The sequence below is a fragment of the Pseudomonas sp. SG20056 genome (genome assembly GCF_031764535.1).
In the GTDB taxonomy this organism is placed as follows: Bacteria; Pseudomonadota; Gammaproteobacteria; order Pseudomonadales; family Pseudomonadaceae; genus Aquipseudomonas.
In genome coordinates, this window is sequence record NZ_CP134499.1 from 2481480 (window position 1) to 2502081 (window position 20602).

General features: G+C 58.8%; 23 protein-coding genes, 1 other RNA gene and 1 pseudogene. 14 read left to right on the forward strand and 11 right to left on the reverse strand.

Translation table 11 applies throughout. The features are described 5' to 3' along the window. Window positions 1-11 precede the first annotated feature (11 nt). The 3 genes from RHP75_RS11850 to RHP75_RS11860 all read left to right on the forward strand — a co-directional run bounded on the left by RHP75_RS11850 (window position 12) and on the right by RHP75_RS11860 (window position 2610). On the forward strand, window positions 12-560 hold the full coding sequence (locus tag RHP75_RS11850; protein WP_311088365.1) for an adenine phosphoribosyltransferase: 549 nt from the start codon (window positions 12-14) through the stop codon (window positions 558-560). A gap of 111 nt (window positions 561-671) precedes the next feature. Then, on the forward strand, window positions 672-1472 hold the full coding sequence (locus RHP75_RS11855) for an ion transporter (protein ID WP_409079646.1): 801 nt from the start codon (window positions 672-674) through the stop codon (window positions 1470-1472). A 310-nt stretch (window positions 1473-1782) separates the two neighbouring features. Continuing rightward, entirely contained in the window at window positions 1783-2610 is an 828-nt protein-coding gene (locus RHP75_RS11860; RefSeq protein ID WP_090256130.1) for a metal-dependent hydrolase, read from the forward strand. A gap of 23 nt (window positions 2611-2633) precedes the next feature. Here RHP75_RS11860 and RHP75_RS11865 read toward each other — a convergent pair whose 3' ends face one another. Both RHP75_RS11865 and RHP75_RS11870 read right to left on the reverse strand, forming a co-directional pair. Beyond that, window positions 2634-4199: a cation:proton antiporter family protein gene (locus RHP75_RS11865; RefSeq protein ID WP_311088367.1), complete on the reverse strand. Its 1566-nt coding sequence runs from the start codon at window positions 4197-4199 to the stop codon at window positions 2634-2636. Between the two features lie 108 nt (window positions 4200-4307). Beyond that, window positions 4308-5030, reverse strand: coding sequence for a TetR family transcriptional regulator (locus tag RHP75_RS11870; RefSeq protein WP_311088368.1), 723 nt, complete (start codon window positions 5028-5030; stop codon window positions 4308-4310). A 115-nt stretch (window positions 5031-5145) separates the two neighbouring features. On the opposite strand from RHP75_RS11870, the gene RHP75_RS11875 reads away from it, so the two are divergent. From RHP75_RS11875 to RHP75_RS11895, 5 genes are all read left to right on the forward strand, one after another. Beyond that, complete coding sequence (locus tag RHP75_RS11875) at window positions 5146-6699, forward strand: NAD(P)/FAD-dependent oxidoreductase (protein WP_311088369.1); 1554 nt, start codon at window positions 5146-5148, stop codon at window positions 6697-6699. Then, window positions 6696-7580 (forward strand): SDR family NAD(P)-dependent oxidoreductase, encoded by an 885-nt coding sequence (locus RHP75_RS11880; RefSeq protein ID WP_311088370.1) that lies wholly within the window; start codon window positions 6696-6698, stop codon window positions 7578-7580. The genes RHP75_RS11875 and RHP75_RS11880 overlap by 4 nt, the downstream gene beginning before the upstream one ends. 228 nt (window positions 7581-7808) lie before the next feature. Continuing rightward, complete coding sequence (locus tag RHP75_RS11885) at window positions 7809-8258, forward strand: MarR family transcriptional regulator (protein ID WP_311088371.1); 450 nt, start codon at window positions 7809-7811, stop codon at window positions 8256-8258. Window positions 8259-8772: 514 nt separating this feature from the next. Further along, on the forward strand, window positions 8773-9201 hold the full coding sequence (locus tag RHP75_RS11890) for an organic hydroperoxide resistance protein (RefSeq protein ID WP_311088372.1): 429 nt from the start codon (window positions 8773-8775) through the stop codon (window positions 9199-9201). A 53-nt stretch (window positions 9202-9254) separates the two neighbouring features. Continuing rightward, on the forward strand, window positions 9255-10271 hold the full coding sequence (locus RHP75_RS11895) for an alpha/beta hydrolase (protein ID WP_311088373.1): 1017 nt from the start codon (window positions 9255-9257) through the stop codon (window positions 10269-10271). Between the two features lie 55 nt (window positions 10272-10326). Here the strand turns inward: RHP75_RS11895 and RHP75_RS11900 are convergent, their stop codons facing one another. Then, entirely contained in the window at window positions 10327-10650 is a 324-nt protein-coding gene (locus RHP75_RS11900) for a putative quinol monooxygenase (RefSeq protein ID WP_409079737.1), read from the reverse strand. Window positions 10651-10680: 30 nt separating this feature from the next. Beyond that, window positions 10681-10812 (reverse strand): annotated as a pseudogene (locus RHP75_RS21300) (oxidoreductase); the annotation flags it as partial. 297 nt (window positions 10813-11109) lie between these two features. On the opposite strand from RHP75_RS21300, the gene RHP75_RS11905 reads away from it, so the two are divergent. Further along, the gene (locus RHP75_RS11905) at window positions 11110-12036 is read left to right on the forward strand and encodes an AraC family transcriptional regulator (RefSeq protein ID WP_311088375.1); all 927 of its coding nucleotides are present in this window, start codon (window positions 11110-11112) and stop codon (window positions 12034-12036) included. Window positions 12037-12379: 343 nt separating this feature from the next. After that, window positions 12380-12592, forward strand: a complete 213-nt coding sequence (locus RHP75_RS11910) for a cold-shock protein (protein WP_069516724.1) — start codon at window positions 12380-12382, stop codon at window positions 12590-12592. A gap of 72 nt (window positions 12593-12664) precedes the next feature. Here RHP75_RS11910 and RHP75_RS11915 read toward each other — a convergent pair whose 3' ends face one another. The 4 genes from RHP75_RS11915 to dnaX all read right to left on the reverse strand — a co-directional run bounded on the left by RHP75_RS11915 (window position 12665) and on the right by dnaX (window position 17097). Then, window positions 12665-13813, reverse strand: a complete 1149-nt coding sequence (locus RHP75_RS11915) for an acyl-CoA dehydrogenase family protein (protein ID WP_311088376.1) — start codon at window positions 13811-13813, stop codon at window positions 12665-12667. A gap of 108 nt (window positions 13814-13921) precedes the next feature. Then, window positions 13922-14521 (reverse strand): recombination mediator RecR, encoded by a 600-nt coding sequence (recR, locus tag RHP75_RS11920; RefSeq protein ID WP_289238368.1) that lies wholly within the window; start codon window positions 14519-14521, stop codon window positions 13922-13924. 140 nt (window positions 14522-14661) lie between these two features. After that, window positions 14662-14988, reverse strand: a complete 327-nt coding sequence (locus RHP75_RS11925; RefSeq protein ID WP_090385942.1) for a YbaB/EbfC family nucleoid-associated protein — start codon at window positions 14986-14988, stop codon at window positions 14662-14664. Window positions 14989-15006: 18 nt separating this feature from the next. After that, entirely contained in the window at window positions 15007-17097 is a 2091-nt protein-coding gene (gene dnaX / locus RHP75_RS11930) for a DNA polymerase III subunit gamma/tau (RefSeq protein WP_311088377.1), read from the reverse strand. Window positions 17098-17558: 461 nt separating this feature from the next. Between dnaX and RHP75_RS11935 the strand changes: the two genes are divergently transcribed. Together RHP75_RS11935 and RHP75_RS11940 are read left to right on the forward strand one after the other, a co-directional pair. Beyond that, complete coding sequence (locus RHP75_RS11935; RefSeq protein WP_090256116.1) at window positions 17559-17780, forward strand: hypothetical protein; 222 nt, start codon at window positions 17559-17561, stop codon at window positions 17778-17780. A 70-nt stretch (window positions 17781-17850) separates the two neighbouring features. Beyond that, entirely contained in the window at window positions 17851-18138 is a 288-nt protein-coding gene (locus RHP75_RS11940) for a DUF3509 domain-containing protein (protein ID WP_311088378.1), read from the forward strand. A gap of 186 nt (window positions 18139-18324) precedes the next feature. On the opposite strand, the gene RHP75_RS21305 is transcribed toward RHP75_RS11940, so the two are convergent. Together RHP75_RS21305 and ffs are read right to left on the reverse strand one after the other, a co-directional pair. After that, the gene (locus RHP75_RS21305; RefSeq protein ID WP_409079647.1) at window positions 18325-18468 is read right to left on the reverse strand and encodes a DUF6538 domain-containing protein; all 144 of its coding nucleotides are present in this window, start codon (window positions 18466-18468) and stop codon (window positions 18325-18327) included. Window positions 18469-18548: 80 nt separating this feature from the next. Beyond that, window positions 18549-18645: signal recognition particle sRNA small type (gene ffs, locus RHP75_RS11945), an RNA gene on the reverse strand. A gap of 155 nt (window positions 18646-18800) precedes the next feature. On the opposite strand from ffs, the gene RHP75_RS21310 reads away from it, so the two are divergent. Next, on the forward strand, window positions 18801-19100 hold the full coding sequence (locus RHP75_RS21310) for a transposase (protein ID WP_143511578.1): 300 nt from the start codon (window positions 18801-18803) through the stop codon (window positions 19098-19100). Window positions 19101-19114: 14 nt separating this feature from the next. Continuing rightward, window positions 19115-19702: an IS3 family transposase gene (locus tag RHP75_RS11950; protein ID WP_311088379.1), complete on the forward strand. Its 588-nt coding sequence runs from the start codon at window positions 19115-19117 to the stop codon at window positions 19700-19702. 53 nt (window positions 19703-19755) lie between these two features. On the opposite strand, the gene RHP75_RS21315 is transcribed toward RHP75_RS11950, so the two are convergent. After that, the gene (locus RHP75_RS21315; RefSeq protein WP_409079738.1) at window positions 19756-20535 is read right to left on the reverse strand and encodes a methyl-accepting chemotaxis protein; all 780 of its coding nucleotides are present in this window, start codon (window positions 20533-20535) and stop codon (window positions 19756-19758) included. Window positions 20536-20602 lie beyond the last annotated feature (67 nt).

A 20602-nucleotide genomic window follows, 5' to 3' on the forward strand; every position in this document is an offset into this window, starting at 1 on the left:
GGACCTAGCCGATGATCTTCGACGAATTCACTATCAAAACCCTGATCCGCCCGGTGGTGGACTTCCCCAAGCCAGGCGTGATCTTTCGCGATATCACCCCGCTGTTCCAGTCGCCACGCGCCCTGCGCATGGTCGCCGACAGTTTTATCCAGCGTTACGTCGAAGCGGATTTCAGCCATATCGGCGCCATGGATGCGCGTGGCTTTCTGATCGGCTCGATCATCGCCTATGAGCTGAACAAGCCGCTGATCCTGTTCCGCAAGCAAGGCAAGCTGCCCGCCGACGTGCTCAGCGAGAGCTACCAGACCGAGTACGGCGAAGCCAAACTGGAAGTGCACGCCGACAGCCTCTGCGAAGGCGATAAAGTGCTGATTTTCGATGACCTGATCGCCACCGGCGGCACCCTGCTGGCCGCCGCACAACTGGTACGGCGCATGGGCGCGAGCATCATCGAAGCCGCCGCGATCATCGATCTGCCCGAACTGGGCGGTTCGCAAAAACTACAGGACAGCGGTATCCCCACCTTTGCCCTGACCAGCTTCGCCCTCAACGACCAATAAATCCGCCTCAAGGCCCTGACGGCAGCGCTGCAGTCAGGGCCAGGCTGCCCCTCGCGAACAGATTCGCTCACCGCTTACACAAGAACCCCACAGACCATGAACGAAACACCCATGAACCCGCCATCCACTCATTGGCGTCTGCGCCTCGGCGCGCTGATGGAAAGCACAGCCATCACCCGCCTGGTCACCGCCCTGATCATTCTCAACGCCGCAATTCTCGGCATCCAGACCTACCCAGGCCTGATGGCCGAGTGGGGCAAATTGCTGCTAACGCTGGATCAGCTGATTCTCGCGGTATTTATCCTGGAGCTGGCACTGCGCTTTGTCGCCCGTGGCCTGGGCCTGCTACGTGACCCCTGGGCGGTCTTCGACTGTCTGGTGGTGGGTGTGGCGCTGGTGCCGGCCAGCGGCCCATTTGCCGTGCTGCGGGCGCTGCGCGTGTTGCGCGTACTGCGACTGATCTCGATCAACCCGAACATGCGCCGGGTGGTCGAAGCACTGTTATCTTCGCTGCCAGGTATGAGCAGTATCGCCATGCTGCTCGGCCTGGTGTTTTACGTAGCGGCGGTGATGGCTACACAGCTGTTCGGCGCAGCCTTCCCCGAGTGGTTCGGCAGCCTCGGTGCCAGCCTCTACACCCTGTTCCAGGTGATGACCCTGGAAAGCTGGTCGATGGGCATCGTGCGCCCGGTGATGGAGCAATTCCCGCTGGCGTGGATGTATTTCCTGCCGTTTATCCTGATTGCCACCTTTATGATGCTCAACCTGTTTATCGCCGTGGTGGTCAATGCCATGCAGACCACCCATGAGCAGGAAGCCAAACTCGCTCCGCCCTCGCCCACCGAGCAATTGCTACTCGATGAACTGCGCGCCCTGCGCACGGAAGTTGCCGAGCTGCGTCAGCAACGCTAAGCCACCCTACAGCATCAATAACCAGCAGCCCTGCCGCGCCTTCCTGGCGCAGCAGGGCTGTATCGAAGCGCCCCGCCCCGACCAGCCCACCCGCTGCTGACTCGCGCCCTTGACGGACCCGAGCCTGACGAACTGTCCGACAACTATCCATAAGTTGGCGCAATTCCGGCCGCCCTGGCCAGGAATGACCTCGCGCCTAAAACGCCCTCGGCTAAAGATTAATCACGGCCCAAGACAGCCCAGCCTGTCGTCCCAAGCCCCATAACAAGAGCGGTCGCGAACGCGATCAATATGCCGAGGAGTCGCCCTTATGACAGCCAAAACCAGCACCCCAACCGCCAGCTTTCCCGTGCGCCGCATGGACTTCACCTTCGATGAAAGCCAGAAGTTCTGGTTTGCCGGCGACCCCTTTATGAGCCACTTCATGAACAACCTGTCGTCGCTGTTTCCCTATGGCGAGAAGTTCTTTGTCGACAGCGTGCGCGCCGTGCGCGAAAAGGTCACCGAGCCGCAGCTGAAGAAGGACATCAGCGCGTTTATCGGCCAGGAAGCCATGCATTCGAAAGAGCACGCGGCCTATAACGACTACGCCGCCGAGCACAACATCGACCTAGAACTGCTGGAACTACGCATCAAGGTGCTGCTGGAGTGGGTGACCAAAATCACCACCAAGAAGCAGCGCCTGGCCGCCACCTGTGCCCTGGAGCACTTCACCGCAACCATGGCCGAGCAACTGCTGCAACGCGAAGACCTGACCACCCAGATGAATGACCCCAAGCTCTATCAACTGTGGATGTGGCACGCGATTGAGGAGAACGAACACAAGGCGGTCTGCTACGACGTGTACCAGAAGGTCTACGGCGGCTACTTCACCCGCGTTGGCATGATGGCGATTTCCACCGTGATCTTCTTCGGTGTGATCGGCTGGTTCCAGCTGCACCTGCTGCGCAAGGACGGCCAACTGTTCAACTGGCGCAGCTGGGGCAAAGGCCTGAAAACCCTGTTCGGCCCACGTAACGGCTTCCTGACCAAACTGATCCTGCCATATCTGGACTACTACCGCCCGGGCTTCCATCCGCTGGACCACGATAGCAAAGCGCTGGAAAAACGCTGGCGCCAGCGTCTGGGCTTCAGCTAAGCCCAACTTGCCGAGGCTGATCGCTAATCCGCGTCAGCCTCGGCACGGCTTTTCAGCGTGCGCAATACATGTTCAGCCAGACCGGCACCCGCCTCGCTCATGGTCAAATAAGTACGGTCGGCACCGGCCTGCTGAATACGCATGGCGATATCCTCGTACAGCGCATGGGACACCACCAAACCGTTAAAACCGCGCTCACGCAGCTTCTGCGTGGCAATCACCTTGGCCTCTTCATCGTTGAGCGCAAGGATCACCGCGTCAATATTGGGCATCTGCAGGTGCTGCCAGAACATCGGGTCCTCACCGTCGGCAAACAGCACGCTACGCCCCACCTTGTTGCTCTGCTCGATCACCACTGGGTCGGAATCCAGGCCCACCACCTGATAGCCCTTCTCCCGCAAGTAGTCATAGGCTGCACGTCCAGTACGCCCCATGCCCATTACCAGCACCTGGGAAAGGCCTAGAGAAACCGGCTGTTCATCCGGATGACGGATATTGCGCTCCAGGGCAGTCAGACGTTTAGCCAGGCGCTCGTATAGCGGATGAACAACCCGATTGAGCGGTGCGGAAATCACAAAGGACAGCGCAACGGTAATCGCCAGGGGAATCATCCACTCCGGCAGTACCACGCTGGCCATGATCAGGCCGAACTCGCTGTAGTTGGTCAGGCTGACACTGCTGAGAAAGGCACTGCGCGCGCGTAGGCGGAACAGCAGAAAGAGAAAGAAGAACAGCACGCCCTTGAGCGGCAACAGCACGGCCATGACCAGGGCAAACTTCAAGGCAGCGGCATCCGGCAGGCCGCCAATGCCGATCTGCAGAAAGAAGCCGACCAGAAAGATTTCCTTGATGCCCCACAGCGAGTTGGCCAGCTCGGTGGCGCGCTTGTGCTTGGCCAGCATGGCACCAAAGGCCAACGCGCCCAGCTCGGAACTCAGCCCCAGTTGCTCGAAGCCGTAACCGCCCAGTACCAGAGCCAGTAGCAGGCCGAGCAGCACCATCAGCTCCTCGTGACCGCTGACATCGAGCAGCTTAAACAGCAACGGCCGCAGCAATGGCAAACCAAACAGCAGCAATGCCCAGGCCGAAGGCACCTTGCCGCTGGCCAGACTCATCACCACTAGGGCAATCAGGTCCTGGATGATCAACACACCAATCGCCACCCGCCCGTGGAAGGCGCGCAGCTCGCGCTTGCCCTCCAGCACCTTGGCCGCCAGCACCGTGCTGGAAAACGACAGGGCAATGGCCAACAGCAACCCCTGCTGCCAGGGCAGCTCCAGCAGCAACAGAATCGCCGGGAGGAAGATCAGACTGGAAATAGCGAAATGCAGCAGACCACCGCCGATCACCTCGCGCCGCACCAGATTGCCGATTTTCAGCTTGAGGCCCACGGTAAACAGCAACAGCAGCACACCTAGATGGGCGATGTGATCCAACGCCACACTGTCACGCGGGCCAACCCCGATATGCTCGCCAAAACCGGCTAGAGCAAAGCCAGCTCCCAGGTAACCTACCAGCGGCGGCAGACCAATCCCCCGCGCCACCAGCCCCATGAAAAAGGCAAAAGCAATCCAGGTGGCTTCAATCATAGGGGGTCCTTAATGGGCAAACGTCGGGACAGCACGGTAGCACTATGCCGATCTAGCATAACGCCCGCAGATGGCACCGCCATTGATTCGCCTCAGTTGTAGCCGCGTTTATTCGGCGGGCAACTTCAACTGCCCCAGACTTTGCAACACGCTGGCCCCGGTAAACAGCATGACTATCTGCTCTTCGGCCAGTGCACAGATCGCTGCTTGCCGTTCAGGCTGCTCGATATAGTCCAGCGACAGCTGGAACAGGTTGCGGCTGATCAGGTTCGACACCTGCCGTACCACTGCCGGGTTGACCATGTCCGGCAGCAGCTTGAAGGCGATAATGTCCTCAGCCATGTCCGCACCAAATTCATCCATCACCTCCTGCAGGGCCGCGCGCAACACCGCAGAAGCACCATGCAGTTCGCGCACGCCGATGATGAAGGCTTCGGGGTTCTGCGCAACGAAATCGAAGAACAGCTGCACGGTTTCATGGCACACCCGCCGACCGCGCTGCAGGTCGATACCAAACAGCATGGGCAGGCTCTTGCCGCTCGTCTGCACGGCCCGCTCGGCGGCTTCACGGCGCAGGTCGCGCAGCGGTTGGCGCAGCTGGGTGGAGATCTGCCGGATCACCGTCAGCCCCAGGTCATCCACATCCTTGAAGTGCCGGTAAAAGGTATTGGGATTGAGCCCCGCCTCACGCGCCAACTCGCGCAAGCCCAGGTTGCTCAGGCTGCGGCTGGTTGAGGTGAGACGTAACGCGGCCTCCAGTAACAGGGTCTTGCCGGGGGCCTCGGTGGCTTTTTCTGCGCCTGGCTGCTGCTCGCTGGCGTCTGCCTGCATGACGAACCCTACCTAAAAGTTGGCTTGTGAGAATGCTGCTTGCTGGCGAGTATACATTTGTCTACCTTGGTATACAGCTGTATACGCCAGCAATAAACATAACAGGAGCTTGGCCATGAATGCACCCGTCTCACCCCCTACTGCCACCCGCCACTGCAAGGTGGCCATTATCGGCACGGGCTTCTCCGGCCTGGGTATGGCCATCCGCCTGAAGCAGGCCGGTGAGCATGACTTTCTGCTGTTCGAGAAAGAAGCTGGTGTCGGCGGTACCTGGCGGGTCAACAACTACCCGGGCTGCGGCTGTGACGTGCAATCGCACCTGTATTCCTTTTCGTTCGAGCAGAACCCCAACTGGACGCGCATGTTTGCCAAGCAGCCAGAAATCCAGGGTTACCTGGAAGGCTGCTGGAACAAGTACCGCCTGCAAAATCACACCCAACTGAACACTGAAATCACCCGCCTGGCCTGGGATGAACAGCAAGAGCTGTGGCAGATCAGCGACAGCGCCGGCAACAGCTATACCGCGCAGTTCGTGGTCTCCGGCATGGGTGCGTTGTCCACCCCATCGATTCCGGCGCTCAAGGGCCTGGGCGATTTCACCGGCAAGATCTTCCACTCGCAGCAGTGGGATCACAGCTATGACCTTACCGGCAAGCGCATTGCGGTAATCGGCACCGGCGCCTCGTCGATTCAGTTCGTGCCGCAGATCCAGAAGCAGGTCAGCCAGCTCGATCTGTACCAGCGCACCGCACCGTGGATCATGCCCAAGCCCGACCGTGCCATCAGCGAGCGCGAGCGCAACCGCTTCAAACGCTTCCCGCTGCTGCAGAAGCTCTGGCGCGGCGCTATCTATGCCCTGCTGGAAAGCCGGGTGATCGGCTTTGCCATGCTGCCCAAGGTGATGACCGTCGCGCAGAAAGTCGGCAAGTGGTACATCAACAAACAGATCAAGGACCCGATCCTGCGCGCCAAAGTCACCCCGGATTACCTGATGGGTTGCAAGCGCGTGCTGATCTCCAACGATTACTTCCCGGCACTGACCCAGCCTAACGTCGACCTGATCACCGACGGCATCGAGGAAATTCGCAGCGGCAGCATCCGCACCGTGGACGGTAAAGAGCGCGAGATTGACGCAATCATCTTCGGCACCGGCTTCACCCCGAGCGACCCACTGCCACGTGGCGTGGTGTTCGGCCGTGGCGGCGCTGACCTGCTCGATACTTGGCCAGAAGGCCCGCAGGCGTACAAAGGCACGCTGACTGCCGGCTTCCCCAACCTGTTCTTCCTGATGGGCCCGAATACCGGCCTGGGCCATAACTCGATGGTCTACATGATCGAGTCGCAGATCCATTACGTACTCGGTGCGCTCAAGCTGGTGGATGAGCAAGAGCTGCAGAGCCTGGAAGTCAAACAAGCGGTGCAGGACAAGTTCAACGGCAAACTGCAGGGCAGCCTGGGCAACACCGTGTGGAATGCCGGCGGCTGCAAGAGCTGGTATCTGCACCCGGTCAGTGGCCGTAACTGCACCGTTTGGCCTGGTTTTACCTGGCGTTTCCGCCTGCTGACGCGCAACTTTGACCCAGCGGCCTATCATTTCAGCCGCAAGCACGCGGCACACCCGGCGCAGAACAGCGCTATCCAGTTGACTGCCCAGGAGGCCAGCGCATGAAGTCGTTTGAAAACAAGGTAGCCGCCATCACTGGCGCAGGTTCCGGTATTGGCCGCGCCCTGGCCTTCGGTCTGGCTCGCCAGGGTTGCCAGCTGGCGCTCTCCGATGTGAATGCCGAAGGGCTGGCGGAAACCGCCGCCCAGGCGCGCAAGCTTGGCGTGCAGGTCAGCGAAACCCTGGTCAACGTCGCCGACCGCGAGGCCGTGCATGCCTGGGCCGATCAGGTAGTGAGCGAGTTCGGCCGAGTCAACGCAATCTTCAATAACGCCGGCGTGGCCCAGGGCGGCACCGTGGAAGGCAACGACTACGCCGACTACGAGTGGATCATGAACATCAACTTCTGGGGCGTGGTCAACGGCACCAAGGCCTTCCTGCCGCATATCAAAGCCAGCGGCCAGGGCCATATCGTCAACGTCTCCAGCGTATTCGGCCTGTTCGCCCAGCCGGGCATGAGCGCCTACAACGCCAGCAAGTTCGCCGTACGCGGCTTCACCGAGTCGCTGCGCCAGGAGCTGGACATGGCCGATTGCGGCGTATCGGCCAGCTGCGTGCACCCCGGCGGGATCAAGACCAATATCGCCAAGACCGCGCGGATGAACGCCAGCCTAAGCAGCGTCACCGGTCAGGATGCCGACAAGGCGCGTCAGCAATTCAACGACCAGTTGCTACGCACCACGCCGGAAAAAGCCGCCCAGGTCATCATCAACGGCGCGCTGGCGAACAAGCGGCGCATCCTGATCGGCCCGGACGCCTACGCCCTGGATGGCATGCAACGCCTATGGCCGGCTTTCTATCAACGCCTGGTAACCGCCTCCATGCGCCTGGCTGCCCGCTTTGCACCGAAAGGCTCAAGCAAGAAAGCCCAGGCGGCCGTGGAGTAATCGACCAGCCCACAAGCCCCAGCGCCGCCGGTGCCTGGGGCTTTTTTATGCCTGCCATCCCTGGCAGCCACCCTGCGGGGCGTCGCTATGCGACGTCAAAAATGGCTCCCGGCCATTTTTAACGCCTAACGTTTGTCTGGCCGGATGAACACCGCACGCATTCAATTGGCATAACAGTAGTTGGCGCGATAAATTGTCGGCACCTGTCCTGTGCCGCTGGAGAACGCCATGACTACGCAAGACCCTTGCGACGAACTGCTACTCGATAACCAGCTGTGCTTTGCCCTGTATTCGACTTCGCTGCTGTTGACCAAGGTCTACAAGCCGCTGCTGCAGGAGCTGGGCCTGACCTACCCGCAATACCTGGCGATGATGGTGCTCTGGGAAGGCGATGGCATCACCGTGGGCGATATCAGCAGCCGTCTGCTCACCGACCCAGGTTCCGTCACCCCGCTGCTCAAACGCCTGGAAGCCGAAGGTCTGCTCAAGCGCACCCGCAGCAGTGTTGACGAGCGTGTGGTCGAGCTGTTCCTCACCGAGAAAGGCCGCAGCCTGCGCGAACAAGCCAAGCGCATCCCCGGTTGCATCCTCACCGCCACTCAGCAATCCGCTGCAGAACTCGGCGCCCTCAAAGCTGAACTGGTCACCCTGCGCAGCAGCCTGCAGCAAGCCGTATAAGTCACCTGGGCGACAGATATGTCGCCCGCCCCAGCGGTCTGGTTAAACAGATCGCGTCACGTAACCCCGTCATTTCCTTGCTCCGTACAATAATTTCGCCCTGCCGCCACGCTCAAAAAATCGCGCAATCGCCCGCCAATCCTCGCTTATGCCCGAACCAAGCAGCACTTATCGCTAAATGATCAAAAAAATATCTTGCGCGCAAAATTAATGCACTCTAGAGTTCGCCCCATGGAACTGATTAGCGCACAAAACATTAGCGCGAAAAGACCACGAAAACCTGCAGTTGTCTTCACCTAACCCAACAACCTGACTGTCGTGGAGAACCGTTATGAAAACCCTGATCGCTTTCACCGCCCTGCTCGCCCTTTCCGCCCCAGTTCTGGCTGAAGACAGCCAGAAAGACGGCAAAGGCCTTTACCCGAACTGGCTGATCACCCACGAAGGTTGATCACCGCCTGACACCGCAACGCCTTAAACAAACCAACCCAAACAGTTCCAGAGGATTACCGCCATGTCGATTCAAACCATTGCTTACCGTGCCTATGCAGAAGCCACCGGCGGCCGTGACGGCCGTGCCATCTCCTCCGACGGCATACTCGACGTCGCCCTGACCACCCCGAAAGAGCTCGGCGGTGCAGGCGGTGCGGGCACCAACCCTGAGCAGCTGTTCGCTGCGGGCTACTCAGCCTGCTTTATCGGCGCGATGAAGTTCGTCGCGGGGCGCGACAAGCTGGCGATGCCTGCGGACGCTTCGATCGAAGGTGTGGTGGGTATCGGCGCAATCCCCAACGGTTTCGGCATCGAAGTCGAATTGCGTATCAGCCTGCCAGGTATGGACCGTGAGCAAGCGCAGACCCTGATTGAGCGTGCGCACATCGTCTGCCCTTACTCCAATGCCACCCGCGGCAATATCGACGTCACCCTGACGCTGCTCGACTAACTCACTACTCATCCGGCCGCTGCCAGTCAGCGGCCCGCCCCAGGAGGCTGCACATGAACATCAAACAAGGTTTGTCGATCGCCGTACTCGCCCTTGCCGTCAACAGCGCGTTTGCCGCTGGTAGCCCCGGGGTGGAGCGTACTACTCAAGGTTTCCTCAATGCCCTCGCCGCTGGCGGTGGCAAGCCCCTCGAACAGCTGAGCCCTAAAGAGGCCCGCGCTGTATTGGTTGGCGCACAGGCTGGGGTCAAGGTCGATGTATCGGGCATCAAGGTGGTCGACAAGACCATCGAGGTCGATGGTCAGTCGATCCAGCTCAAAGTCGTGCGCCCATCCGATGCCAAAGGCACGCTGCCGGTCTTTATGTTCTTCCACGGTGGCGGCTGGGTGCTGGGCGACTACCCGACCCACGAACGCCTGATCCATGACCTGGTGGTGGGCTCCGGCGCGGCAGCGGTGTATGTCGATTACACCCCGTCACCCGAAGCCAAGTACCCGACTGCAATCAACCAGGCCTATGCCGCAACCCAATGGGTGGCACAGAACGGCGCGCAGATTGGTGTCGACGGCAAGCGTCTGGCTGTGGCCGGCAACAGCGTGGGCGGCAATATGGCCGCAGTGGTCAGCCTGATGGCCAAAGACAAAGGCACCCCGGCGATCAAGTTCCAACTGCTGCTGTGGCCGGTGACTGACGCCAACTTCAACAACGCCTCCTATAACCAGTTCGCCGACGGCCACTTCCTCAGCAAGAGCCTGATGCAGTGGTTCTGGGATAACTACACCACCGATCCGAAACAGCGCGCCGAAATCTACGCCTCGCCGTTGCAGGCTTCGGTGGAGCAGCTGAAAGGCTTGCCACCGGCCCTGGTGCAAACCGCCGAGTTCGACGTGCTGCGTGACGAAGGCGAAGCCTATGCACGCAAGCTGGACGCAGCTGGGGTCAACGTCACCTCCGTGCGTTACAACGGCATGATCCATGACTTCGGCTTACTCAATGTGATCAGTCAGATCCCCGGCACGCAAAGCGCCATGCAGCAAGCCGCAGCAGCGCTGAAAGCCAACCTCAAGTAACTTGCGTTACAACAAAACGCCCCGACACGCTCAGCGTGCCGGGGCGTTCTGCTGTTCAAGCGGCCTGACATTGCAGGCTTTGCAGCAGGCCTTGCTGCAAAGCCTGGTCGAGCACCTGCTGCAACAGCGGCGCGGCGAAAAATGCCTGCAACGCCGCCGTCGATTGCCAGCGACTCTGCAGCAGCCACTGCGCCGCATCATCCGGCAGCTGCTGCACCTCAACATCCAGGCACCCGGGAAGGGTCTGCATGGATTCACCCAGGTTGTGCAGACACAACCCCAATTGCTCGGTGCGTCCCGCCCTCGCATGCAGCACTGCGGTATGACTCAGCATCGGTTTGCTCTCCAGCTCAGTAAGGACTCCCGTCAGCCGCACCATCAGCTCGCTGAGATCGATATCCACCGGTTGTTCCAGACGCTCGGTACACCGCACGCCGCGTAACAACCGCGCGCCCTTCTCGGCCAACAAGCGTGCACAAATCTCGCCGATACCGCTGCTGGCGCCGGTGCTCAGAATGGCTTGGTCTTGGATATTCAACACGGCCAAATCCTCTGCAGGTAAGCGACAAAGGCTGCCGTGACAGCAACAGATTCGGCGAAATGATGTACTTGGGGTTAGACGATTTCTGGCGGATTATTGCCTAAAGCTGCAATCACAAAATGAGGCACACCTAACCAGATGAAGCCAACCACCAATTCAGCAATACACTGATAACCGACAGTACTTTGCTGTTTGCCTATTGCTAGCAAATCCTTGCCTGATCCTGCAGCTCTTTATGTTTGGCACAGACTTGCCTGAAAAACCGAGCTAGCCTGCGGCCAGCAACAGGAGCATCTCATGACATCGCTCGTAAACTCCGTAGCCCTCGATGACAACCTTGCCCTGCGCCAGGCAGAGTTGGCCGCCCTGATCCAGCGCCAGTGCCCTGGCGACGGCCTGCACCGCAGCGCCATTAGCGGCCTCGACCTGGCCTGCGCGACTCAGCCCAGCTTGCCCATACCGGTGCTGTACCGGCCATGTCTGGGCATCATTGCCCAGGGCCGCAAGAATGTGCGCCTCGGCGATGAACAGTACACCTATGACCCGCTGAACTATCTGGTCGCCTCCGTGACCCTGCCAGTAACCAGCCAGGTGATCGGTGCAACTCCAGAATTGCCGTACCTGAGTCTGCGCCTGGAGATTGATCCGGTGCTGATCACCAGCCTGATCGCTGAGATCGGCCCGATTGGCGTTCCCAATACCGGCCAGCGCCGGGCGCTGTACCTGGATCGTCTGGACACTCAGTTGCTCGACGCGGTATTGCGCCTGCTGCGTCTACTGGAGACTCCGCGCGATATCGCCATACTTGCGCCGCTGGCGGTGCGCGAAATTTTCTACCGCCTGCTACACAGCCCGCAGGGCCATCGTCTGCACGAAATCGCCATCGCAGATAGCCAGAGCCAGCGCATCAACCGCGCCATCGAATGGCTGAATCTGAATTTCGACCAACCGCTACGCATCGAGGACCTGGCCCGCGAAGTCAACCTCAGCACCTCAACCCTCCATCACCGCTTCAAGGCCGTCACCGCCCTCAGCCCTTTGCAGTATCAGAAACAGCTACGCCTGCAGGAAGCGCGACGCCTAATGCTTTGCGAAGGGCTGGAAGCAGCTTCGGCCAGTTACCGGGTCGGCTATGAAAGCCCTTCGCAGTTCAGCCGTGAATACAGCCGCTTGTTCGGTGCGCCGCCGCTACGCGACCTGGCCCGCCTACGCAGCTCGGCATAACACGGCTAAAAATCTCTGGCGACAGACTGAAAAACAAACGCCCCGACGCTTTTCAAGAGCACCGGGGCGTTTTACATGGGTCAAGCTCACGCTTAAGCAGGCAAAACTGGCCAGAATTCATTATCAGCAACAACATCTGGCAGACGCCCAAATGCCTGCAGCCCAGACTGACAGGGACTTTGCAGGTCATGAGCAGAGAAAAATATGAATAATTAACGTTAAACCCAACACTTCCCGTGAAAACGGCCTATTATGGCTGAGCTGACTTGTAGTTATCAGCAAAACCGCATAGGTGCTATGAGCACTCTGGCACCGCACTTCGTATCGATTTAAGAGACACACCATGGCAAATCGCGAAACTGGCACCGTCAAATGGTTCAACGATGAGAAAGGCTTCGGCTTCATTACCCCGACTAACGGCGGCGATGATCTCTTCGTTCACTTTAAAGCCATCCAAAGCGACGGTTTCAAAAGCCTGAAAGAAGGCCAGACTGTTACCTACGTGGCCGCTCGCGGTCAGAAAGGTATGCAAGCTGAAGAGGTACAGGTGGCCTAAGCCCCTGTCCTGCTTTAAAACAAACCCCGCGCTCGCGGGGTTTGTTTTATCTACCGTTTGTAAACCTAGGCTCTATAAACCCATCTGCTTGCTGATGATCTCGTTCATGATTTCACGCGAGCCACCACCAATCGACAGAATACGGTTATCGCGGTACAGCCGCTCCACCAGGCTTTCGCGCATATAGCCCATGCCACCCATAATCTGCACCGAGTCATAGGTCAGGCGATCGGCAATATCAGTGGCAAAGTTCTTGGCCATGGATATCTCCTTGATCACGCCTTTACCTGCCGCCATCTTCGCCGCTTGCCTATAGGTAAACTCACGCGATACCTCAAGCTGGGTCGCCATCTCCGCCAGACGATGTTTGAGCACCTGAAACTTGCCGATCGGTTTGCCGAACGCTTCGCGCTCTTTGGCCCATTTCAATGCTTCCTCGAGCGATAGCTGCGCAGTCATATTGGCCATGATCGCCAGCGACAACCGCTCGCTCTGGAAATTCGCCATGATGCAGGCAAAGCCCATGTTCTCGGCGCCAATCAGGTTGCCTACCGGCACCTTGCAGTCATCGAAGAACAACTCCGCCGTATCCGATGCCCACCAACCCATTTTCTTCAGCTTGCGCCCTACGGTGAAGCCAGGCGTACCCTTCTCCACCAACAGCAGACTGACACCGCCAAAGCCATCGCCCCCGGTACGCACGGCAACCGTGTAGTAATCCGCGCGCACGCCACTGGTGATAAAGGTTTTACTGCCGCCGACACGATAGAAATCGCCATCACGCACCGCACGGGTTTTCAGATTGGCCACATCCGAACCACCGGACGGCTCGGTCACAGCCAGGGCCATGATCTTTTCGCCTGCGAGCACCTGCGGCACGATGCGCTCGCGCAGCTCCGGCTTGGCCCACTTCACTACAGGCGGCAAACCGATGTCCAGGGAGCCAAGCCCTGCCACCAAGCCGCCAGAACCTGAGCGCATCAACTCCTCGCTAGCCGCAACCTTGGCAAAAACGTCACCCTCATGGCTGCCGCCAAAAGCTTCCGGGTAACCGATGCCAAGAATGCCTGCAGCACCGGCCTTGAGATAGAGCTCGCGAGGAAACTCCTCAGCCTCCTCCCAGTCATTGATATGCGGCAGAATTTCACGCTCGACAAAGCGCCTGACCGAATCGCGCACCATCTGGTGCGATTCGTCGAAGTATTCCTGAAAGGCAGACATGAGGTATTCCCACTGAGGTTTCAGGGAAATTACCAAGCGCTTGCTTGGTTTACAAGAAGAGGATTACGCCATGCACAAGGGCGATCAAGCCGACAGCTAGCCGCGAGCTTAGAGCTGGATAGGTCGGCGCCCGGCAATCGAATGCGCCAGAGTGCCACCGTCCACCAGCTCCAGCTCACCGCCAAGCGGCATACCATGGGCAATGCGCGAGGCAATCAGCCCCTTGCCCGCCAACAGCTGAGCGATGTAGTGCGCGGTGGCCTCACCCTCAACCGTTGGATTTGTGGCCAGAATCACCTCGGTAAAACTGCCTGCTGCGATACGCGCTAACAGCTCAGGAATGCCGATGGCTTCCGGGCCGAGACCGTCAAGCGGCGACAGATGCCCCTTGAGCACAAAGTAACGCCCGCGAAACCCGGTGTGCTCAACCGCATACACATCCATCGGCCCTTCGACCACGCACAGCAGGCTGTCATCACGCCGCGGATCCAGACACAGCTGACACACCTCGTCCTCGCTCAGGCTACGGCACTGTTTGCAGTGGCCAACCCCCTCCATCGCTTGGGTCAGCGCCTGCGCAAGACGCAAGGCGCCGGAGCGATCACGCTCAAGCATCTGCAATGCCATACGCTGTGCAGTCTTCTGCCCAACACCCGGAAGGATGCGTAGAGAGTCGATCAGGTGGCGAATCAGCGGGCTGAAACTCATGGGAAATACTCGATGGCTACTAACGCTTACCAACAAAACCCTACGGGCTATTGAGCCCTGAGAAATCAGGGCTCAGCAGGCGCGGGCTGAGGATACCCACACCTGCCGCAGCGCCGCTATGTGCGCTGATCCGATGCTTTTTAGAACGGCATTTTGAAGCCTGGTGGCAACTGCATACCGGCAGTCATACCGGACATCTTGTCCTGGCTATTCTGCTCGACCTTGCGTACGGCATCGTTTACCGCTGCGGCAATCAGGTCTTCAAGGATTTCCTTGTCTTCCTGCATCAGGCTGTCATCCAGGCTGACACGCTTGACGTCATGACGCCCAGTCATGACCACGCTGACCAGCCCAGCACCGGATTGACCGGTTACCTCGGCGTTCGCCAGCTCTTCCTGCATCTTCTGCATTTTTTCCTGCATCTGCTGAGCCTGCTTCATCAGGCCGGCCATGCCACCTTTCATCATGGTGTAAGTCCTCGGTAATTAGGGGTTAACGGGAGTATCCAGGGGTTCAATGCTGTCCGCGCGGATAACTGCCGCGAACTGCTGAATCATTTGTTGAATAACCGGATCCTGGTGGATCGAGGCCTCAGCTTCACGCTGGCGATTGGCCCGTTTACGCGCAGCCGCCTGAGCCGGCGTCTCCTGCTCAGGTTTGCACAACTCGATCAGCACCTTGAGCTCACGCCCATGAAACTGATTGAGCGCGTCATTCAGGCGCCGTTGCTGGGTCAGGTTGAACAGCGCCGAATGCGCAGGGTCCAGGTGGAGCAACCAGTTATCGCCCTCTGTACTTATCAACGTGCAATTGGCCCCGATGCTGCCGGTCATCCCAGACAAGCCAAGTTTCGGGAACAGTTCCAGCCAGTCAGCCGCCAGCCCGGTCGCCGGCTGCGCCGCTGGCAAGACCTCTGGCTCGACAGATGCTGTGCGCTCTACTGCATCAAAGTCGTAGTCAAACGATTCGGCGTCCATTTCGACATAATCGTAATCGCCCAGCGGCGGCTCATCGTCATCCGAATCGGCGGATGGAACCGGTGGCTCAATCAGTTGCGGCTCAGGCAATACCGCTTGCGGCGGTTCGGCAGTTGTCGTGATGGACGCTGTCGCAGCAACGGCAGGCTCAGCGACTTCTGTAACGGGCTCAGGCGTTTGAGCAACTGGCGCATTAACCTGCTCTTCCCAGGGTAGATCCACCGCAGGCGCGGATGCTTCAGAGGAGACGGCCGTTTCAGTCAGCGAAGGCTGCTCAGCGGGTACGCTGACCGCCTCCGGTGCGGGCAGCACTAATCCCACAACTGCTTCAGGCTCAGCTACCGGCACTACAGGTGCAGCTTCAACTACAGGAGTCGGCAGCATAGGCGGAACAGCAACAGGAATGCTCACCGGTGGCGGTACAGCCGCACCGGCCACTGGGTGAGTCGCGGGATCAGCAGTGGCCTGACTAATCCCCAGCGGCTTTAGCGCCACCCTCGGCGCATCATGGGTATCCGCCGGGCGGAAGGCCAGCATGCGCAACAAAACCATCTCGAAGCCACTGCGCGGTTCAGGAGACAACGGCAGATCGCGGCGCCCGATCAAACCCATCTGATAATAAAACTGCACATCTTCGCTAGGCAGAACCCTGGCCAGTTCAAGTACCCGCTCACGATCACCCTGGCCGTTATCCACCGCCTCGGGCAGCGCCTGGGCAATGGCGACTCGGTGCAGCACATTAAGCATCTCGGACAGCACGCCATTCCAGTCCGGCCCCTGCTCAGCCAGATGCCGCACCGCTTCGATCAAAGCGCGCGCATCGCCCTCCAGCAAAGCGTGCAGCACACCGTAGACCTGACCATGATCGAGGGTGCCAAGCATGGCGCGCACATCGGCGGCCAGCACCTTACCCTCGCCAAAGGCAATCGCCTGATCAGTCAAGCTCATGGCATCGCGCATCGACCCATCGGCCGCGCGGCCGAGCAACCATAACGCGTCATTCTCGAACGGGATGTTCTCCGCAGCCAAAACATGGGTGAGGTGATCAACCACCCGCTCCGGCGGCATGTTCTTCAGTGAAAACTGCAGGCAGCGCGACAACACCGTGACCGGCAGTTTCTGCGGATCCGTGGTAGCCAGGAGAAATTTGACGTGGGGCGGCGGTTCTTCCAGGGTCTTCAGCAGCGCATTGAAGGAGCTGGTTGAGAGCATATGCACTTCGTCGATCAGGTAGACCTTGAAGCGTCCACGGCTAGGCGAATACTGCACGTTGTCGAGCAACTCGCGAGTGTCCTCAACCTTGGTGCGGCTGGCAGCATCGACTTCGATCAAGTCGATAAAACGGCCTTCATCAATCTCTTTACAAATCGAACAGACACCGCAGGGCGTCGAGCTGATGCCGGTCTCGCAATTCAGGCACTTGGCAATAATTCGCGCAATCGTGGTCTTGCCCACACCGCGGGTGCCCGTGAACAGATAGGCATGGTGCAATCGCTGGCTATCGAGCGCATTAATCAGCGCCTTGAGCACATGCGTCTGGCCAACCATTTCGTTGAACGAGCGCGGACGCCACTTGCGTGCAAGAACCTGATAACTCATCGAAACCCGTCACGAGAGGAAAGCAAAAGTGGGGCTAATCCTAACGGAGCATGGGGCAAATTGCATCCGATGCGCAGCCCACTAATGGCCAACCTGCAGCATTGCCTGCAAATAAACTGGCGAAAAATTAACCAGACGGGTATCATCCTCGCCGTTCGTACCACGCTGTAAGTCAATCAGGCCTTTTGGCCCCCTCGATGGTTTCCAGGTAAGAGCGCATCACCCAAGGGTAATGCCGCACAGCTCTAACCCATATCCCAACCTGCTGACTGATCTGGCTGTCCCGCGCAAGCGCTGACTCAAGCCCGCCTCCGACGTACCGACCCGCACACCGTAACCACTATTGGAACTTGTGCGCGCAGTCCAGCTCCTATCTGCACATGCAATCGACACATTAGGTCGACAGCCTGGAGCTCTATTTAGCGCAATGACGCGCCCGATGTTTTAGGAAACACCAAAAAATGAACACTCAACACCAAATTCAGGATGCTATTCGCACCCTTTCAAGTGCATTTGCACCCTTTGATTGCCGCATCCTGGCCGCCCGCAAAGGCAGCTTCAGCTTCACTATTGTCAACGACGCTGGCATCGCCAAACACAGCCAACGCCTGTACCCCGGCCAGTACAGCGGCGCTCACCTGGAACAGGTCATCGAGCGCGCCCGGCAGTCACTGACAGCCTGATTAACGAGGTCCGCGAACCATTGTGCATCTTTGGGGTCTGAAGCTATCACCCTCAGGATGGAGCATGGTCATGGATAACATCAACCGCGAACTCGTTGAACAGCTGTTTGCCCCGCTGCGCGCTACATTCAGCCCACCTCGCCCCGACGGCGGGGTTGTTCTATCTCTACTGGATGCCAGCGACGCCACCGCATACAGCCGCGTACTCAGCTCAGCTCAACGCACAGACCCACAAGCCTTCGCCCAAAGCCTTGAAGACATCCGCCTGGAACTTGCCATGCGCTCCGGCAGCATCCCAGCGGATATGCGCAAAGCCTTGAAGGAGCAGGACAGCGTGCTTAGCTACCACACAAGCTAAGATCGCTCAGCGCCCTGCCAGCCAGCAGGGCAGCTATCCAACACCTGCACAGTTGCCTGCATACAGGAACACCCCACTAGCGAGTCTTTCCCTCCCGCACCACGTAGACGCTCAACCGACGACTTATGTCTTGGAAAGCTTCGGTGAGAAGTCGCTGAACTTGCAGCAAAAGCTCGAGCCCACGCATCAGGGTTCACGTCTGCAGCGGGTCTGAAGGGAGCGCCGTATCTCCCTGCGATGAAACAACGGGCGAATGACGTCAGGCACCACGATTCGGAAGTAATAGACCGAGTGGCGAGATAACAGGAGGTAGGTTGGGACGGTCGACACGGTTGTATCACTCCTTGTACCACCGCGTGGCTTGGAGTGAAAAACCTTTATAAATCAACCAGATAAAATACTGGAGGCAACCCCACCAGCCGCACCTCGGCACACAATGTCACCGCTGCGGCTGCTCCCTTCCAGGCCTGACCGGGTTCACGGCTGATCGTTGCGAGGGGACCGGTAGGGTCACCATAACGCGACTCGCCAGAAGCGAGCCGCGCCATTGTACCGGCTTGGATCGAAGTTACAACCGTTTCAAACACTTAGCCCTGTTGTGGCTCAATGATTCTGGACACCCCGATAGGGCGTTAAGCTTCGCCCAGCAATGAGGTGTTTACGTGACCAGAAGATCTTTCAGTACAGATTTCAAACTCGAAGCAGCCGGCCTGGTTCTGGATCAAGGTTATTCAATTCCCGAAGCATGCAAGTCAATGGGCGTAGGCCCGACGGCATTGCGCCGATGGGTAGAGCAACTGCGCAGTGAGCGTGGTGGCACAACCCCGCCGCGCAGTAAGGCCATGACTCCCGAGCAGAAACGCATACAAGACCTTGAGGCCCAGGTTCGGCGTTTAGAGCGGGAGAAAGAGATCCTAAAAAAGGCTACCGCTCTCTTAATGTCGGACTCCCTCGATCAATAAGCCTGATCGAGGTATTGGGCGAGCGATATCCACGAGCCGAGCTGTGCCGCGTATTTGGCGTACATCGCAGCAGTGTCTACGACGCCTGCAAGCGCCGCCGCCGGATAGATCATCGGCGGATTGTATTGCGCCAGCTGGCCACTGAGCTTCATCTACAAAGTCGAGGCTCAGCTGGGGCAAGAACATTGTCAGCGGCGCTGCGGATACAGGGTGTCGCGGTGGGTCGTTTCCTTGCCGGACGCCTGATGAAAGAGGCCCGGCTGTTCAGTTCGCAATTGCGCAAGCATCGTTATCGGCGGGCTGATGGTGAAAATGCCATCGCGGCGAATGAGCTGGATAGGCAGTTCACAGTGAGCGGCCCCAACCAAGTGTGGTGCGGCGACGTGACCTACATCTGGGCGGGTAATCGCTGGATCTACCTGGCGGCGGTGATGGATCTATATGCGCGCCGCATCGTGGGCTGGGCGTTGTCCAATCGACCAGACTCGCAACTTACGACGCGCGCTTTGCGCGTGGCGTTTGAGTCCCGTGGTTGCCCGCAGCGGCCACACAGCTACAACGGATACAAAACGCCAGTGGAGGCCGAATTACTGGCCGGATAGACCTAAACCCGTGTCCAGAATTCGTTGACCACAACAGCCCATCGAAACGCGCACTACACACGAAACCGACCAACCAACGCGCTCAAACCATGCGACAACTCAGATAGACGCTGACTAGCCTGGGCACTCTGCTCGGAGGTTTGTGCGGCCTCGTTGGAAAGATCACGAATATCGCTGATATTGCGCGCGATTTCCTCGGTAACACTGCTCTGCTCTTCGCAGGCTGTTGCGATCTGCGCAGTCATATCGTTTATGCGCTGCACCGAGTCACTGGTGTCAGTGAGAGCCTGATCCACTCCGGCAGCCTGTTCGACGCTTTGCCTTGCCTTACTGCTCCCCGAATGGGTGGCCTTCACGGCGTTCTGCACTCCAATCTGCAAACGCTCGATCATCACCTGGATGTCCTTGGTCGACTCCTGCGTACGGGCTGCTAATGCACGCACCTCATCAGCCACAACCGCAAAGCCGCGCCCTTGCTCTCCGGCACGCGCAGCCTCAATGGCCGCATTTAGTGCCAGTAGGTTGGTCTGCTCTGCAATGCCTCTAATAACAGCTAATACCGCACCGATATTAGCGGCCTCTTGCTCAAGGGTCTGAATGGTTACCGAAGCACTTTCAACTTCTTGTGCTAACTGGCGAATCGAGTTGATCGTGGCGCCTACCACTTGCGCGCCCTCTCGTGACTGAGCCTCAGCACTACGAGCAGCATCAGCAGCATTCTGCGCATTACGCGCTACTTCATGCACCGCAGAACTCATCTCCGTTGCAGCTGTGCTGACCTGATCGACTGCTGCATGCTCACTGCTAATCAACCGATCATTTGCTGCGGCCATTCCGGCCAGACTTTGCGCAGAACTTTCAACCTCTCCAGTAACGCGTCCAACTTCCTTGATCAGCGGC